Here is a 15078-nt window from a genome sequence, read left to right on the forward strand (position 1 = left end):
TGCCGCCGCGCAGGCGATTCTCGTACTGCGCCGCGACGGGGCCGAGCAGCGCATCAGCTGACCGAGAGGCCACCTCGTCGCGGTGGCCCGTTCCCGGCTTCTCGATCCACGTCCCGTGAGTCAAGAAGGAGCACAGCGATGCCGACCACCTATCTGTCCCGAACCCTCGAGTGGGGCCCGGCGAACCATGATCCCGAGAACCCGTTCAGCCTCGACGCGACGGAGGCCGCTCTCGACCGTCGGACGGGCGACGACCCCCTCCCCGAAGACAACTAGAGTCCACTGCCGTGACTGAGCTCCCCACCAGCCCCCTGCGTCTCGCCGTCATCCCCGGCGACGGGATCGGGCCCGAGGTGACCGACGAGGCCCTCAAGGTCCTCGAGGCCGCCTCGCCCGTGAAGTTCGAGCAGAGCCGCTACGACCTCGGCGCCGAGCGCTACCTCGCCACCGGGGAGGTCCTCCCGGACTCGGTCCTGGCCGAGATCAAGGAGCACGACGCGATCCTGCTCGGCGCGGTCGGTGGCAAGCCGAACGACCCGAACCTGCCCCCGGGGATCCTCGAGCGGGGGCTGCTGCTCAAGCTGCGCTTCGAGCTCGACCACTACGTCAACCTGCGGCCGTCCCGGCTCTTCCCCGGCGCGGTCTCGCCGCTGTCCGAGGCCGTGCTCGGCAAGGGCGAGATCGACTTCGTCGTCGTCCGCGAGGGGACCGAGGGGCTGTACGTCGGCAACGGCGGCTCGATGCGCACCGGCACCGCGGCCGAGGTCGCGACGGAGGTGTCCATCAACACGGCCTACGGCGTCGAGCGCGTCGTCCGCGACGCCTTCGCCCGCGCCCAGCGCCGCCGTCGGAAGCTCACCCTGGTCCACAAGACCAACGTGCTGGTCAACGCCGGCGCGCTGTGGTGGCGGATCACCCAGGACGTCGCCCGCGAGTATCCCGACGTCGCGGTCGACTACCTGCACATCGACGCGGTGATGATCTTCATGGCGACCGACCCGGCCCGCTTCGACGTGATCGTCACCGACAACATCTTCGGCGACATCATCACCGACCTCGCCGCCGCGATCACGGGCGGCATCGGGCTGGCCGCCTCGGGCAACGTCAACCCCGACCGCACGTTCCCGTCGATGTTCGAGCCGGTGCACGGCTCGGCGCCCGACATCGCCGGCCAGCAGAAGGCCGACCCGACCGCCGCGATCCTGTCCGCCGCGCTGCTGCTCGACCACCTCGGCCACGCCGACGCGGCCGCCCGCATCGACGCCGCGGTGCTGGCCGACCTCTCCGAGCGCGGCGGCTCGGGTCGTCGTACCGCCGAGGTGGGCGACGCCATCGCCGCCCGCATCTGACCCTTCATCCGACCGGACCACACCCGTTCAGCGGGGCCCGAGGGAGGACTAGCCTCATGTCCATGGACATCCACACTTCGCTCTCGGCCCACAAGGCCAGCGACGAGCGCCTTGCCGAGATCCTCGATGACCCGGGGTTCGGCGTGCACTTCACCGATCACATGTTCACCGTCGAGTGGACCCCGGACAACGGATGGCACGAGGCGCGGATCGAGCCCTACGGCCCGATCTCGCTCGACCCGGCCACCGCCGTCCTCCACTACGCGCAGGAGACCTTCGAGGGCATGAAGGCCTACCGCCACCCGGACGGGTCGGTCTGGTCCTTCCGGCCGGAGGCCAACGCGGCGCGGATGGCGCGCTCGAGCCACCGGCTGGCGCTGCCGGTGCTGCCGGAGGAGGACTTCGTCCAGGCCGCCGACGCCCTGGTGTCCACGGACGCCCGCTGGGTCCCGACCGCGTCGGAGGGCAGCGAGAAGTCGCTCTACCTGCGGCCGTTCATGTTCGCCTCGGAGGCGTTCCTCGGGGTGCGGCCCTCGCAGCACGTGACCTTCATGGTCATCGCCTCGCCGGCCGGCGCCTACTTCAAGGGCGGCGTCAAGCCCGTCCGGATCTGGCTGACCGAGGAGTACACCCGGGCCGGTCGCGGCGGGATGGGTGCGGCGAAGACGGGCGGCAACTACGCCTCGTCCCTGGTCGCCCAGCAGGAGGCCTACGACCACGGCTGCGACCAGGTCGTCTTCCTCGACGCCGCGGAGGGGAAGTACGTCGAGGAGCTCGGCGGCATGAACCTCTACTTCGTCCACGCCGACGGCCACATCGTGACGCCCGCGCTGGGCACGATCCTCGAGGGCATCACCCGCGCGTCGATCATCGAGATCGCCGGAAAGCTCGGCCACCAGGTCGAGGAGCGGCAGTTCTCGATCGACGAGTGGAAGTCAGGCGTCGAGTCCGGCGACATCGTCGAGGTCTTCGCCTGCGGCACCGCCGCCGTCGTCACGCCCGTCGGCGAGCTGGTCTGGGACGGCGGTTCCGTCACCTCGCCCGCCGGCGACGTCGGCGCCACGATCCGCAAGAGCCTCGTCGACATCCAGTTCGGCCGCGCCGACGACACCTTCGGCTGGCTGCACCGCATCGTCTGACCCCGAGGAGTCATTCCCTCAGCGCCGAGGGGTCGTTCCCTCAGCCCCGAGGGGTCGTTCCCTCAGCCCCGAGGGGTCGTTCCCTCAGCCCCGAGGGGTCGTTCCGCTCGCGCCCGTGACCCCTCGATGCTGAGGGATCGACTCCTCGACGCGATCGGGTCGACCCTTCGGTGCGCAGGGATCGACTCCTCGGCGGTTAGTCTCGTCGGGTGTCCACCGCGCCGCGTGAACGGGTCCCGCGCCCGCAGGAGCCTGCCCGTCGACCGGGCAGCCCGCGGGCGATCGGCGACTACACGCTGCTGGCGCCGCTCGGTGAGGGCGGCATGGGTGTCGTCCACCTCGCCCGCCGGGCCGACGGCCAGCGGGTGGCGCTCAAGGTGCTGCGCCCGCACGTGGTCGGCGACGACGAGACCCGCGCCCGGCTGGAGCGCGAGGTGGGCTCCCTGCGTCGCGTCCGCAGCCGCTGGGTCGCCGAGATCATCGACGCCGACCCGTGGGCGTCGGTGCCCTACATCGCCACGCGCTACGTCCCGGGGCTCTCGCTGCACGACGAGGTGGCGCGCGAAGGGCCGGTTCGCGGCGACGACCTGGCCTGGTTCGCCCGGTGCCTGCTGGAGGGCATCGCCGCGGTCCACGAGGCGGGTGTGCTCCACCGCGACGTCAAGCCGTCCAACGTCCTGATGGAGGGCCGCACCCCCGTCCTCATCGACTTCGGGCTGGCCAGGGTCGCGGACGACCCCAAGCTGACGCAGACCGGCTGGCTGCTCGGCACGCCGGGCTACCTCGCTCCCGAGATCCTCTACGGCGACGAGCCGACCCGGGCCGTCGACGTGCACGCGTGGGCGGCGACCGTGGCCTACGCCGCGACCGGCCGGCCGCCCTACGGCCGCGGGCCGTCGATGGCGGTGATGGACCGGGCGCGCCGCGGCGAGCACGACCTGACCGGCGTCCCGTCGCCGTTGCGCGAGGTGCTCGACGCCGCGCTCAGCCCGGAGCCGGCCCGCCGGCCGGCCGTGGCACAGCTGCTCGCGTGGCTGCGCGGCCAGGGGCCTGCGCCCGTCGCCCGGGCGGCGTCGGCGCCGGTGCCGCCGGTCCCCATGAGGCCCGACCCGGTCGAGACGATGCCGCTCTCGCTCTTCTCCGAGGAGTCCCCGGACCCCGAGGAGGACACGCGGGTGGAGCACACCCGGGTGGAGTCCGCGCCGTGGGACCTCCCGACCGCGACCCCAGTGGCTCCCGAGGCGCCCACGATCGGCGAGCGGACCCGGCGCACGGTCCTCCTCGGCGCGACCGGCCTCACGGCCGCCGCCGGCCTGGCGGCGTACCCCTGGGCCGCGCTGACCGTCCTCCTCGTGCTCGTCTGGCTGCTCCGCACCGGCTCGATCGCCGCGTCGACGGTGGGGGAGCGGCGCCAGCTCCGCGGCGCCAGGTGGTACGACGGCCCGCGACTCGTCCTCGGTGCCCCCGTCGACCTGGTGCGCTCCGCGCCGGCCACGGTGCTGCTCGGTCTGTGGGCGTGCGGCCTGGCGGTGGCGGCGATCCTGGTCTGCTACGCGGTCGATGCACCGCTCACGACCACACTCCCCATCGCGGGCGTCGTGCTGGTCGGAGGGCTCTGGTGGGGCCCCGGCGGCGACCGGCTCCGCTCACCGGTCGACCGCGTCGCCCGGCCGCTGTCGCGCGGCGTGCGCGGCTGGCTCGTGGCGCTGTGCGCGGTGGCGGCCACCGGCGGCCTGCTCGGCGGCCTGGCCGCCCGAGGTGCGGACTGGCTGCCCGCGGGCGGTCCGCCGTTCTCCGGCCTGGCGCGCTGAGCCGCGCCGAGCCGCGCCGAGCCGCGCCGAGCCGCGCCGAGCCGCGCCGAGGACGCCACGCGTCGTCACCCGGCAGACGCTGACCGGATGCCAAGACTTCTGTCCGCCAGGTGGGCGGCGGTGGCATCATGGAGTCATGCAGTCCCGTCAGCCCCGACAGCACCGACAGCACCGCACGATCATTAGCTAGCGCGTCGGGACACCGACGCGCCGACCTCTCGTACCCCGAGAGGTTTTTTTGTGCCCGGACCGAAGCCGAGAAGGACCGATGAGCGATTTCCACGTCTACGACACCACGCTGCGCGACGGCGCCCAGCAGGAGGGCCTCAACCTCTCGGTGGCCGACAAGCTGGTGATCGCGCGGCAGCTCGACGGGCTCGGCGTGGGCTACATCGAGGGCGGCTGGCCGGGCGCGAACCCCAAGGACACCGAGTTCTTCAGTCGCGCCCGCAGCGAGCTGAAGCTGGAGCACGCCCAGCTGGCCGCGTTCGGCGCCACCCGTCGGGCCGGGATGCGGGCCGCCGACGACCCGCTCATCGCGGCGCTGCGCGACTCCGGTGCGGGCGTGGTCACGCTCGTGGCCAAGTCGCACGATCGCCACGTGGAGCTGGCCCTGCGGACCACGCTGGAGGAGAACCTGGCGATGGTACGCGACACGGTCACCCACCTGCGGGAGGAGGGCCAGCGCGTCTTCGTCGACGCCGAGCACTTCTTCGACGGCTACCGCGCCAACCGGGCCTACGCCCTGGAGGTGCTGCGCACGGCGGCCGAGGCGGGTGCCGAGGTCGTCGCGCTCTGCGACACCAACGGCGGGATGCTGCCCGGCTGGGTCGCCGACGTCGTCCACGACGTCGCCTCCGTGGTGGGGTCCGGCGGGCTGAGGGTCGGCATCCACTGCCACAACGACACCGGCTGCGCGATCGCCAACAGCCTGGCCGCGGTCGACGCGGGCGCGACGCACGTCCAGGGGACCGTCAACGGCTACGGCGAGCGCACCGGCAACGCCGACCTCGTCGCCGTCGTCGCCAACCTCGAGCTCAAGCTCGGCCGGCAGGTGCTCCCGACCGGCCTGCTGCGGGAGGCCACCCGCACCGCGCACGCGATCGCCGAGGTCACCAACGTCCCGCCCGCCTCGCGCCAGCCGTACGTCGGCTCGTCGGCGTTCGCCCACAAGGCCGGCCTGCACGCCTCGGCGATCAAGGTCGACCCTCACCTCTACCAGCACATGGACCCGTTCGGCGTCGGAAACGACATGAGGCTGCTCGTCTCGGACATGGCCGGGCGCGCCTCGATCGAGCTGAAGGGTCGCGAGCTCGGCTTCGAGCTCGACGCCGACCTGGCCCGCCGGATCACCGCGCGGGTCAAGGAGCTCGAGTCGAACGGCTACACCTTCGAGGCCGCCGACGCCTCCTTCGAGCTGCTGCTGCTCGAGGAGGTCGAGGGCGCCCGGCCGTCGTACTTCGAGGTCGAGTCGTGGCGGGTGATCTCCGACCACGACGGGCTGACCGAGGCGACCGTCAAGATCGTGGGCGACGGGGAGCGGTTCGTGGTGACCGGCGAGGGCAACGGGCCGGTCAACGCCCTCGACGCCGGGCTGCGGGCGGCGATCGGGCAGGCCTTCCCGGAGGTGCAGCAGTTCGAGCTGACCGACTACAAGGTCCGGATCTTCGACGAGAGCCACGGCACCGACGCCAAGACGCGCGTGCTGATCGAGACCTCCGACAGCGACGGTTCGTGGGTGACCGTCGGCGTCGGCGAGAACGTCATCGAAGCGTCGTGGGAGGCGCTCGTCGACGGGCTGACCTTCGGGCTGCGCCGCCACCGCTGAAACCCACTGGCCGGGCACCGGGTCCTCTGCCAGGGTGGCGGCCGTGCACCTGTCACCGAGCTACCCGATCGAGACCGAGCGGCTGCTGCTGCGCCCACTGTCCCCCGACGACGTCGACGCCGCCCACGCCTACATGTCCCGGCCGGAGGTGACCGCCTACACGCCCTACGAGCCGCGCAGCCGCGAGGAGGTCGCCGCCCGCTTCGCCGACCCGAAGTTCACGCGCACCACGCTCGACGCGGAGGGACAGTTCGTCTTCCTGGGCATCGTCGTCAAGGAGACGGGCCAGCTGGTCGGCGACGCGCTGCTCGCCTGGCACAGCGAGCTGCACCGGTCCGGCGAGGTGGGCTACCAGCTGCACCCCGACCACTGGGGCCGCGGCTACGCGACCGAGGCGGCGCGGGAGATGCTCCGGCTCGGCTTCGAGGACCTCGGGTTGCGCCGGATCGTCGCCCGGATCGACGAGGACAACCCCGGCTCGGCGGCCGTCCTGCGCCGGCTCGGGATGCGTCAGGAGGCCGTGCTCGTGGAGAACGAGTGGTTCAAGGGGCGGTGGAGCACGGAGGTCATCTTCGCGATGCTGGACCGCGAGTGGCGCGACCTGTCCGGCGGCGCCTGAGCGGCGTACCGTCGCGGCGTGACCGAACTCCACGACCTCTCCGCGCTCGAGCAGGGCGAGCTGGTCCGGCGGTGCGAGGTGTCGCCCTGCGAGCTCGCCGAGCACTACCTGGAGCGCATCGACAGGCTCGACACTGGGAACGGCGCGCTGGGCGCGTTCGTGACCGTCACCGCTGATCGGGCCGAGAGCTGCGCCCGGTCGCTGGCGGTCGGTCCGGTGGGGGAGTCGCCCCTGTTCGGCGTACCGACCGCCATCAAGGACCTCAACCTCACCGCCGGCGTACGCACGAGCTTCGGCTCGGCCGCGTTCGCCGACTTCGTGCCCGAGATCTCCGACAACGTGACACTCTCGATCGAGTCCGCCGGGATGGTCTCCCTGGGCAAGACTGCGACCCCCGAGTTCGGGTCGCCCTGCTACACCGAGCCGGACGGCGCGCCGCCCGCCGTCACGCCCTGGGACCGCACACGCGGGGCCGGCGGCTCGTCGGGTGGGGCGGCCGCCGCCGTGGCCGCCGGGCTGGTCCCGGTCGCCCAGGGCTCCGACGGCGGCGGGTCGATCCGGATCCCGGCCTCGTGCTGCGGCATCGTCGGGTTCAAGCCGTCGCGCGGCGTCGTCTCCGCCGCGCCGATGTACGGCGACCCGATCGGCCTGTCGACGTCCGGCTCGCTCGCCCGGTCGGTGCGCGACGCGGCCGCCCTGCTCGACGTGCTGGCCGGTCACCGGGTGGGCGACCCGACGTGGGCGGTGACCGGGAACTACCTCGAGGCGTGCGACCGGCCGGTCGGGCGGCTGCGGATCGCGCGGTTCGTCGAGCCGGTGATCGCCTCCGCCACCGTGGACCCCGAGGTCGTGGCCGCCTGGGAGTCCACGTCGTCGCTGCTGGAGTCGCTGGGCCATGAGGTCATCGACGTAGCCGTCCCGCTGCCGCCCGAGGCGGTCCCCGTCTTCGAGACGTGCTGGGCGGTGCTGACCGCGCTGTCGGTGGTCCCGCCCGAGAAGGAGCGCTTGCTGAGGCCGCTCACCCGGTGGCTCTCCGAGCGCGGCCGCGCGGTGTCCGGCCCGGAGCTGGGGCTGGCGATCGGCGCGATGCGGCGCTTCGCGGCCGGTGCGCTCACCGCCCTGGCGCCGTACGACGCCGTGCTCACCCCGACCCTCGCCGTGCCGCCCGCGCCTGTCGGCGCCCTGCGCGACGACGCCGACCCCTCGCGTGACTTCGAGAACCAGAAGGCCTTCACGCCGTGGACCTCCGCGTGGAACGTGACGGGCATGCCCGCGGTGTCCCTGCCGCTGCACTGGACGCCCTCAGGCCTGCCCGTCGGTGTCATGCTCGCGGCGCGGCCGGCCGAGGACGAGCTCCTGCTCTCCCTGGCCGCCCAGGTGGAGTCAGCGGTCGGTGGGTTCGTGCGGCGGCCGCCGGGCTGGTGAGACCGCCTCAGTCACCGATCCCGCGGGCCTGGAGCGCGGCGCCGGTCTCGTGCGCACGTGCGACCACGCGGATGACGAAGGGGGTGAGGTAGGCGCGCGCCGACCGCAGGCCACGAGCGCGCGCGGCGTCCCGGGTCTCCAGCGCCAGCGCGTGCGTCTCGGGCAGCGAGGAGATGGTGAGGCTGATCGTCAGGGCGACCCGGTCGGGGTCGACGCCGAACCGGCGGAACGGCTCGAGCCAGCGCACGAACGCGTCGATCAGGTCACCGCTGGCGGTGGTGACCGTCAGGCAGAGCCCGAGCAGGCCGAGCGTCACGACGTCGAGCAGGGTCTCCAGCGCCCGGGAGGCGCCCGACGACCACCACTGGAACGCACCGCCGACGAGCGCGATGACGAGCAGCAGCCGCAGCGAACGCGCGGTCGTGGCCAGGGGGATCCGCGCGACGAGCGCCAGGACGACGGCGCACCCGAGGGCCACCAGCGCGGCCGGAGGGCCGTGGGTGACGACGACCGCGGTGCACGCCACGACCAGCCCGAGCAGCTTCGCACCGACCGGGAGCCGGTGCAGCACCGAGGTCCCGGGGCGGTAGACGCCGAGTGGGCTGCTCATCGCGCCACCGAGGCGACGTAGGAGTCGACGGCCGCTGCCGCGGGTCCGTCGAACGCCACCGCGCCGTCGGCCACCACGATGCCGCGGTCGCAGCGTACGGCGAGGTCGAGGTCGTGGGTGACCAGGACGAGCTGCTGGGGGAGCCCGAGCAGCAGCTCACCGACCGAGCGGGTGTTGCGCAGGTCGAGCAGCGTTGTCGGCTCGTCGGCGACCAGCACCTCGGGGTCGGTCGCGAGCACGCCGGCCAGCGCGAGCAGCTGTCGCTGACCGCCCGACAGGGTGTGCACCGACTGGTCCTCGCGCCCGGCCAGCCCGAACCGCTCGAGGACGTCGACGGCCTGCGCCCGCCGCGTCGCGCGGTCGCGGACGGTCCGTCGCAGCGACAGCTCGACGTCCTCGACGCAGGTCGGCATCACCAGCTGGGCGGAGGGGTCGGTGAAGCTGAATGCCACCTTGCGCCGTACGGCGGCGCCGTGGCGGGCGACATCGAGGTCGTCGACCAGCACGCGACCCGTCGTGGGCAGCACGAGGCCGTTGAGCAGGCGGGCGAATGTCGACTTGCCGGAGCCGTTGCCGCCGATGACGGCGACGCGGTGCTCGGTGAGGGTCAGCGAGGTCGGCGCGAGGATGACGCGGCCGGTGTCGGGGACCGTGACCCCGGCCTGCTCGAGCCGGATGAGCGGCATGTCAGCGCCGCAGCAGCGCGGGGAAGGCCCGGTGCACCTCGGCCGCGACCAGCGCGACGACGGCGGCCTTGACGATGTCGCCGAGCCAGTAGGCGCCGTCGATGGTGAACGCCTTCGACCAGGACACCCCGAGCACGACCTGCAGGCCGACCACGCCGCCGAGGTGGTTCACGACGGTGCCGACCAGAGCCGCGGCGAAGATCCAGAGCGCGCGCGTACGCCGCTCGCCGGCGACGTACTTCACCAGGATGCCGACGACGAGCGCCGCCAGCGGGAACGTGTAGAGGTAGCCGGCCGTCGCGCCCGTGAACACCTCGGCGCCGGACGTGTGGCCCGCGAAGACGGGGAGGCCGGCGAGGCCGAGCAGCAGGTAGAGCAGGGTGGCGAGGAGGCCGCGCAGCGGGCCGAGGACGGCGCCGGCCAGCAGCACCGCGAAGGTCTGCAGGGTCAGCGGGACGCCCGCGCCGCCGACCGGGATCGCGGCCGTGTAGGACGCCACCGCGATGAGCGCAGCGAAGGAGGCGACCAGCGCAAGGTCGGTGGTGGAGAGCCTGCGGCGTACGTCGGGCACGGCTGGTGTCTCGGTCATCGTCATGGGGGCGGCTTCCTCGTGCGGGCCTGAACGGTGTTCAGGTGAACGGCGTTCAGGTTAGGGTGCTCGTGCCGGGCGGTCAATCCGTGCCCGGCTCGTGGGGGGCTGAGCCGAGGAAGGAGTCGATGTGCGCTACCGCAGGTCCGACGTGGTGTCCCGCGCGATCGAGGCGCTCGACGACTACGGCCTGGCCGACCTCACCATGCGCCGGCTCGGCACCGAGCTCGGGGTGCAGCCGAGCGCGCTCTACCACCACTTCGCCAACAAGCAGACGCTGCTCGCGGCGGTCGCCGACGAGATCCTGGCCCGCGCTCCGTGGCCGACCCGGCAGCCCGGTGAGGCCGACTGGGTCGACGTGGTCGGTGACATCTGTGTCGGCCTGCGCGACACCCTGCTGACCTGGCGCGACGGCGCTGAGCTGGTCGCGACGGTGTGGTCGTTCGGCCTGGGCGCGGCAGCACCCTACGAGCGTCTCGTGGCCGCGCTGACCGCGGGCGGGCTCGAGCCGCTCGCCCCGGTCGCCGCCCGGACGCTCCTGCACTACGTCTACGGGCACGCCGTCGACGAGCAGACCCGCCTGCAGGCCGCGGCGGCGGGCGCCATCGACGACGACCCGCGCGACGAGAGCGACTTCGCCGCCGGGCTCGGGATGGTCATCGCGGGGATCCAGGTGGTGCGGGCGGCTCGCTGAGCCGTGCGGTCAGCCGCGCCCGGCCGTCGCGGCCGCCGCTCCGAGCGCCTGGAGCGCCTCCCCGGTGAGGCGGTTGACCGTCCAGTCGTCCATCGCGACGGCGCCGAGCGAGCGGTAGAACCCGATCGCCGGCTCGTTCCAGTCCAGGACCACCCACTCCAGCCGCTCGTAGCCCTGGGCGAGGCACTCCTCGGCCAGCGCGGTCAGGAGGGCCCTGCCGAGACCGCCGCCCCGCTGGTCGGGCCGCACGAAGAGGTCCTCGAGGTAGAGCCCGTGCTCCCCGCGCCAGGTGGAGAAGTTCAGGAACCACAGCGCGACACCGGCGACGGCTCCGTCCGCGTCCGTCGCGACGTGGCCGAAGAGCTTCGGGTCCGGCCCGAAGAGCGCTCGGGAGAGCTGCTCCTCGGTCAACCGGCAGGACTCCGGCTCCCGCTCGTAGGCGGCGAGCTCGTGGACGAGGGCGACGGCGGCAGGTACGTCGGCCCGGGCGATGCGGCGGATGCGGGAGTCGGTCACGCCGACGATTGTGCCGGTCCGGCCATCGGACGTGCTCAACAGCAGGATGGTCGCTCGCCGGCTCCCCGGACGACCATCCTGCTGCTCAGCGGCCGTGCCGAGGTCGGTCGAAGAGTCCGTGCCGAGGACGAGGAACACGCGACGCCGCGTGGCGTCAGCGTATCTCTCGCGTCCTGGCTCAGTGGAACCGTCGGCGGTGGAGCGCGCGGGCGGTCAGCCCAGCCAGCCGCCGCCTCGCTGGCGGGCCTTGCGGTACTGCTCACCACCGGGTCCGTCGTCGGCGCGGCCGGCGCTCCACCAGATGAGGACGAGCAGCAGCAGGATGGCCAGACCCAAGAGAACAAACCTCAGCATGCGTCAGTCTCCCTGCTGTTCGCCCGACGTGGGAGGAAAGGGTACTGCTCCGCCCCCGCTGACGGCCATCGTCAGTCGCTGACGGCCAGCAGCCGCTCGCACTCCTCGATCAGCCGCTGCCGGAGGGGAGCGGCGCGCTCCGAGTGACGACGCTGGAGGTCCGCGTACTCGCGCTTGCCGTCGGGCGTCTCGACCTCGACGGGCGTCCACGGCTCGCCGGTCGGATCGAGGACGACGCCGGACATGTCGTACGGGGCCGCTCTCATGTCGAGGATCCGGATGTCCCAGGCGAGCTCGAAGGCGTCGGCGGCGAGGTCGGACGGGATCAGCGGCGTCAGCCGGAACGCGTGCTTGTAGAGGTCCATCCCGCCGTGCAGGCAGCCCGGCTGCTCGAACACCTCGCGATCCGTCGAGGAGGGCGAGAGCGCGTTGAGCGGCACGGCGTCCGGCGTGAAGAACCGGAACGCGTCGAAGTGCGAGCAGGCGACCCGGTGCGACTCGACCACCGTGTCGGTCGCCGGCCCGCCGAGGCGGAGCGGGACCGCGTGGCGGGTGGCGTCGGCGCGATAGACCATCGCCCACTCGTGCATCCCGAAGCAGCCGAAGTTGCCCGGCCGGGCCGCGGTCGCGCGGAGCAGCCGGAGGAGCGTCTCGAGCAGGACGCGCTGGGTGGCGAGGTAGGTCGGGGAGACGGCGACGGTCGGGGTCTCGATACGCTCGCTGGCGCTCGCTACTCGACCACCGACAGCCTCGCTGGCGCTCGCTACTCGACCACCGACAGCCTCGCTGGCGCTCGCTACTCGACCACCGACAGCCTCGCTGGTCGAGTAGCCCGAGCCGCTGGGCGAGGGCGTATCGAGACCGGGTGGGACGGGTGCGTAGCCCTTGAGCGACGCATACGGATCGGCGTCGGCGAGCGCCACGCCGAAGCCCGGGTGCCAGCGCAGCAGCTGCGCGGGTCGCTGGGAGTAGTAGGTGAAGAGGAAGTCGTGCACGGGGTGCTTGACCCCGGCCGCCCGACGGGCGAGGTGCGGGTCGACGTACGGCGCGAGCCGGGCGCGGTGTGACGCGGCCCGTGTCTCCCACTCCTCGCGTGACAGCACCTCCACGGCCACCAAGGGTAGGTCGATAGGCTCAGCGGGTGCGCATCGCGAGATTCACGACCGGCGGAGACCCCCAGTACGGCGTCATCGCCGGTGAGCTCGACCAGTTCGGCCAGCCCGAGGAGGATGCGCAGATCCTCGTCCTGGCCGGCGACCCGCTCTACGTCGGTCTGAAGCCGAGCGACCAGGCGGTCGCGTTCAAGGACGCGAAGCTGCTCGCGCCGGTCATCCCGCGCAGCAAGGTCGTGGCGATCGGCAAGAACTACGCCGACCACGTCGCCGAGATGAAGGGCGTCACCGGGGGCGAGGCTCCCGAGGAGCCGCTGTTCTTCCTCAAGCCCAACACCAGCGTGATCGGGCCGGGCGACGCCATCGTCTACCCGCCGCAGACCGAGAACCTGCACTTCGAGGGCGAGCTCGCCGTCGTCATCGGCCGCATCTGCAAGGACGTCCCGGCCGAGAAGGCCGCCGACGTGATCTTCGGCTACACGCTCGCCAACGACGTCAGCGCTCGTGACCTGCAGGTCAAGGACAAGCAGTGGAGCCGCGCGAAGGGTTTCGACACGTTCTGCCCGCTCGGCCCGTGGATCGAGACCGAGCTGACCCTCGACGAGATCAAGGCCGGCATCGACCTCAAGACCTACCTCCAGGGTGATCTGAAGCAGGACGGCAGCACCGCCGACCTGATCTTCGACATCCCGCGGATCATCGCGCACGTCAGCGCCGCGATGACCCTGCTCCCCGGTGACGTCATCCTCACCGGAACGCCCGCTGGCGTCGGCCCGATGGAGCCGGGCGACGAGGTCGAGGTGGCCTCGCCCCGGCTGGGCGCCCTGACCAACCCCGTGACCAAGAAGTCCTGAACCAGAAGTGAGTGCACCAGTGACCGTCCGCGTCCGCATGGCCCCCAGCCCCACCGGCTCCCCGCACGTCGGCCTGGTGAGGACGGCGCTCTTCAACTGGGCGTTCGCGCGGCACCACGGCGGCACGTTCGTCTTCCGCATCGAGGACACCGACAAGGAGCGCAGCACCCAGGAGTCCTACGACTCGATCATCGACCTGATGCGCTGGCTCGCGCTCGACTGGGACGAGGGCCCCGAGGTCGGCGGCCCGCACGCGCCGTACTTCCAGAGCGAGCGCAGCGAGGTGTACGCCGACGCGCTGGCCCGGCTCCGCGAGAGCCGCTTCGCCTACGACTGCTACTGCACCACCGACGAGGTCGCCGCCCGCCGGCTCGAGAGCGGCTCCAAGGTGATGGGGTACGACGGCTTCTGCCGCGACCTCACCGACGACCAGGTCGCTGCGTTCATAGCGGAGGGCCGCCGGCCGATCGCCCGGTTCCGGATGCCCGACGGCTCCATCACCTGGGACGACCTGGTCCGCGGCGAGGTGACCTTCGAGACGCAGTACGTCCCCGACTTCGCGCTGTGCCGCGCCAACGGCGACCCGCTCTACACGCTGGTCAACCCCGTCGACGACGCGCTCATGGAGATCACCCACGTGCTCCGCGGCGAGGACCTGCTCTCGAGCACTCCGCGCCAGCTCGCGCTCTACGAGGCGCTCAAGGAGCTCGGCATCGCGAAGCTGACCCCCGAGTTCGGGCACCTGCCTTACGTCATGGGCGAGGGCAACAAGAAGCTGTCCAAGCGCGACCCCGAGGCACACGCGCTCGCCTACCGCGACCAGGGCTTCCTCCCGGAAGGCCTGCTCAACTACCTGGCGCTCCTCGGCTGGTCGATCGCGGCCGACCGCGACGTCTTCTCCCTCGAGGAGATGGTCGAGAAGTTCGACATCAAGGACGTCAACCCGAACCCCGCGCGCTTCGACATCAAGAAGGCCGAGGCGATCAACGCCTCGCACATGCGGCTGCTCTCCACTGACGAGATCACGCACCGGGCGCTGCCCTACCTCAAGCGCGACGGCGTCCTCACCGACCCGGTCAGCCCGGCCGACCAGCAGCTGCTCGAGCTGGCGATGCCGTTCGTCGCCGAGCGGATCAACAAGCTGACCGAGGCCTCCAGGATGCTCGGGTTCCTCTTCGTCGCCGAGCAGGACTTCGCCCTCGACGAGGCCGACCGGGCCAAGCTGGTCGACACCGACGAGGGCCAGGCGGTCCTCCGGGCGGCGTACGACGCCCTGGCCCGCGTCGAGCCGTGGTCGGCCGCTCGGATCAGCGACGCGCTGACCGCTGCGCTGGTCGAGGAGATGGGACTCAAGCCGCGGGTGGCCTTCGGTGCCGTCCGCGTCGCGGTGACGGGCAAGCGGATCAGCCCACCGCTCTTCGAGTCCCTCGAGCTGCTCGGGCGTGACCGCGGCCTGGGCCGCCTGCAGTCGGCACTCTCCTGACGGGCCGGC

The 15078-nt window shown here is 72.4% G+C and carries 16 protein-coding genes; 10 read left to right on the plus strand and 6 right to left on the minus strand.

Annotation, left to right across the window (positions count from 1 at the left end):
• The first annotated feature begins 138 nt into the window (after window positions 1-138).
• From BM236_RS18965 to BM236_RS09895, 7 genes are all read left to right on the plus strand, one after another.
• The gene (locus BM236_RS18965) at window positions 139-276 is read left to right on the plus strand and encodes a hypothetical protein (protein ID WP_175507630.1); all 138 of its coding nucleotides are present in this window, start codon (window positions 139-141) and stop codon (window positions 274-276) included.
• 11 nt (window positions 277-287) lie between these two features.
• Entirely contained in the window at window positions 288-1349 is a 1062-nt protein-coding gene (locus BM236_RS09870; RefSeq protein WP_245750242.1) for a 3-isopropylmalate dehydrogenase, read from the plus strand.
• A gap of 56 nt (window positions 1350-1405) precedes the next feature.
• Complete coding sequence (locus BM236_RS09875; protein WP_091123068.1) at window positions 1406-2488, plus strand: branched-chain amino acid aminotransferase; 1083 nt, start codon at window positions 1406-1408, stop codon at window positions 2486-2488.
• Between the two features lie 209 nt (window positions 2489-2697).
• Window positions 2698-4299, plus strand: a complete 1602-nt coding sequence (locus BM236_RS09880; RefSeq protein WP_091123071.1) for a serine/threonine-protein kinase — start codon at window positions 2698-2700, stop codon at window positions 4297-4299.
• A gap of 268 nt (window positions 4300-4567) precedes the next feature.
• Complete coding sequence (cimA, locus tag BM236_RS09885) at window positions 4568-6127, plus strand: citramalate synthase (RefSeq protein WP_091123073.1); 1560 nt, start codon at window positions 4568-4570, stop codon at window positions 6125-6127.
• 43 nt (window positions 6128-6170) lie between these two features.
• The gene (locus BM236_RS09890; RefSeq protein ID WP_245750244.1) at window positions 6171-6746 is read left to right on the plus strand and encodes a GNAT family N-acetyltransferase; all 576 of its coding nucleotides are present in this window, start codon (window positions 6171-6173) and stop codon (window positions 6744-6746) included.
• Between the two features lie 18 nt (window positions 6747-6764).
• Complete coding sequence (locus BM236_RS09895; RefSeq protein WP_091123075.1) at window positions 6765-8171, plus strand: amidase; 1407 nt, start codon at window positions 6765-6767, stop codon at window positions 8169-8171.
• A 7-nt stretch (window positions 8172-8178) separates the two neighbouring features.
• On the opposite strand, the gene BM236_RS09900 is transcribed toward BM236_RS09895, so the two are convergent.
• From BM236_RS09900 to BM236_RS09910, 3 genes are read right to left on the minus strand one after another with little or no spacing between them, the layout of a single operon-like run.
• Window positions 8179-8781, minus strand: a complete 603-nt coding sequence (locus BM236_RS09900; protein ID WP_091123078.1) for an energy-coupling factor transporter transmembrane component T family protein — start codon at window positions 8779-8781, stop codon at window positions 8179-8181.
• Complete coding sequence (locus BM236_RS09905; protein ID WP_091123080.1) at window positions 8778-9467, minus strand: energy-coupling factor ABC transporter ATP-binding protein; 690 nt, start codon at window positions 9465-9467, stop codon at window positions 8778-8780. The genes BM236_RS09900 and BM236_RS09905 overlap by 4 nt, the downstream gene beginning before the upstream one ends.
• Window position 9468: 1 nt before the next feature.
• Window positions 9469-10062 carry a biotin transporter BioY gene (locus BM236_RS09910; RefSeq protein WP_091123082.1) on the minus strand — a complete coding sequence of 198 codons (594 nt, stop codon included), beginning with the start codon at window positions 10060-10062 and terminating at the stop codon, window positions 9469-9471.
• Window positions 10063-10186: 124 nt separating this feature from the next.
• Between BM236_RS09910 and BM236_RS09915 the strand changes: the two genes are divergently transcribed.
• On the plus strand, window positions 10187-10750 hold the full coding sequence (locus BM236_RS09915; RefSeq protein WP_091123084.1) for a TetR/AcrR family transcriptional regulator C-terminal domain-containing protein: 564 nt from the start codon (window positions 10187-10189) through the stop codon (window positions 10748-10750).
• Between the two features lie 9 nt (window positions 10751-10759).
• Here BM236_RS09915 and BM236_RS09920 read toward each other — a convergent pair whose 3' ends face one another.
• The 3 genes from BM236_RS09920 to BM236_RS19360 all read right to left on the minus strand — a co-directional run bounded on the left by BM236_RS09920 (window position 10760) and on the right by BM236_RS19360 (window position 12729).
• On the minus strand, window positions 10760-11266 hold the full coding sequence (locus BM236_RS09920; RefSeq protein WP_091123352.1) for a GNAT family N-acetyltransferase: 507 nt from the start codon (window positions 11264-11266) through the stop codon (window positions 10760-10762).
• A gap of 213 nt (window positions 11267-11479) precedes the next feature.
• Window positions 11480-11620, minus strand: a complete 141-nt coding sequence (locus tag BM236_RS18970) for a hypothetical protein (protein WP_175507631.1) — start codon at window positions 11618-11620, stop codon at window positions 11480-11482.
• A gap of 71 nt (window positions 11621-11691) precedes the next feature.
• Complete coding sequence (locus BM236_RS19360; protein WP_245750245.1) at window positions 11692-12729, minus strand: 3-methyladenine DNA glycosylase; 1038 nt, start codon at window positions 12727-12729, stop codon at window positions 11692-11694.
• Between the two features lie 32 nt (window positions 12730-12761).
• Here BM236_RS19360 and BM236_RS09935 point away from each other — a divergent pair, with 32 nt between their 5' ends.
• Window positions 12762-13586, plus strand: a complete 825-nt coding sequence (locus BM236_RS09935; RefSeq protein ID WP_091123086.1) for a fumarylacetoacetate hydrolase family protein — start codon at window positions 12762-12764, stop codon at window positions 13584-13586.
• Window positions 13587-13605: 19 nt separating this feature from the next.
• On the plus strand, window positions 13606-15069 hold the full coding sequence (gene gltX / locus BM236_RS09940; RefSeq protein WP_425434195.1) for a glutamate--tRNA ligase: 1464 nt from the start codon (window positions 13606-13608) through the stop codon (window positions 15067-15069).
• Window positions 15070-15078 lie beyond the last annotated feature (9 nt).

Source organism: Nocardioides terrae, assembly GCF_900112345.1.
In the GTDB taxonomy this organism is placed as follows: domain Bacteria; phylum Actinomycetota; class Actinomycetes; order Propionibacteriales; family Nocardioidaceae; genus Nocardioides; species Nocardioides terrae.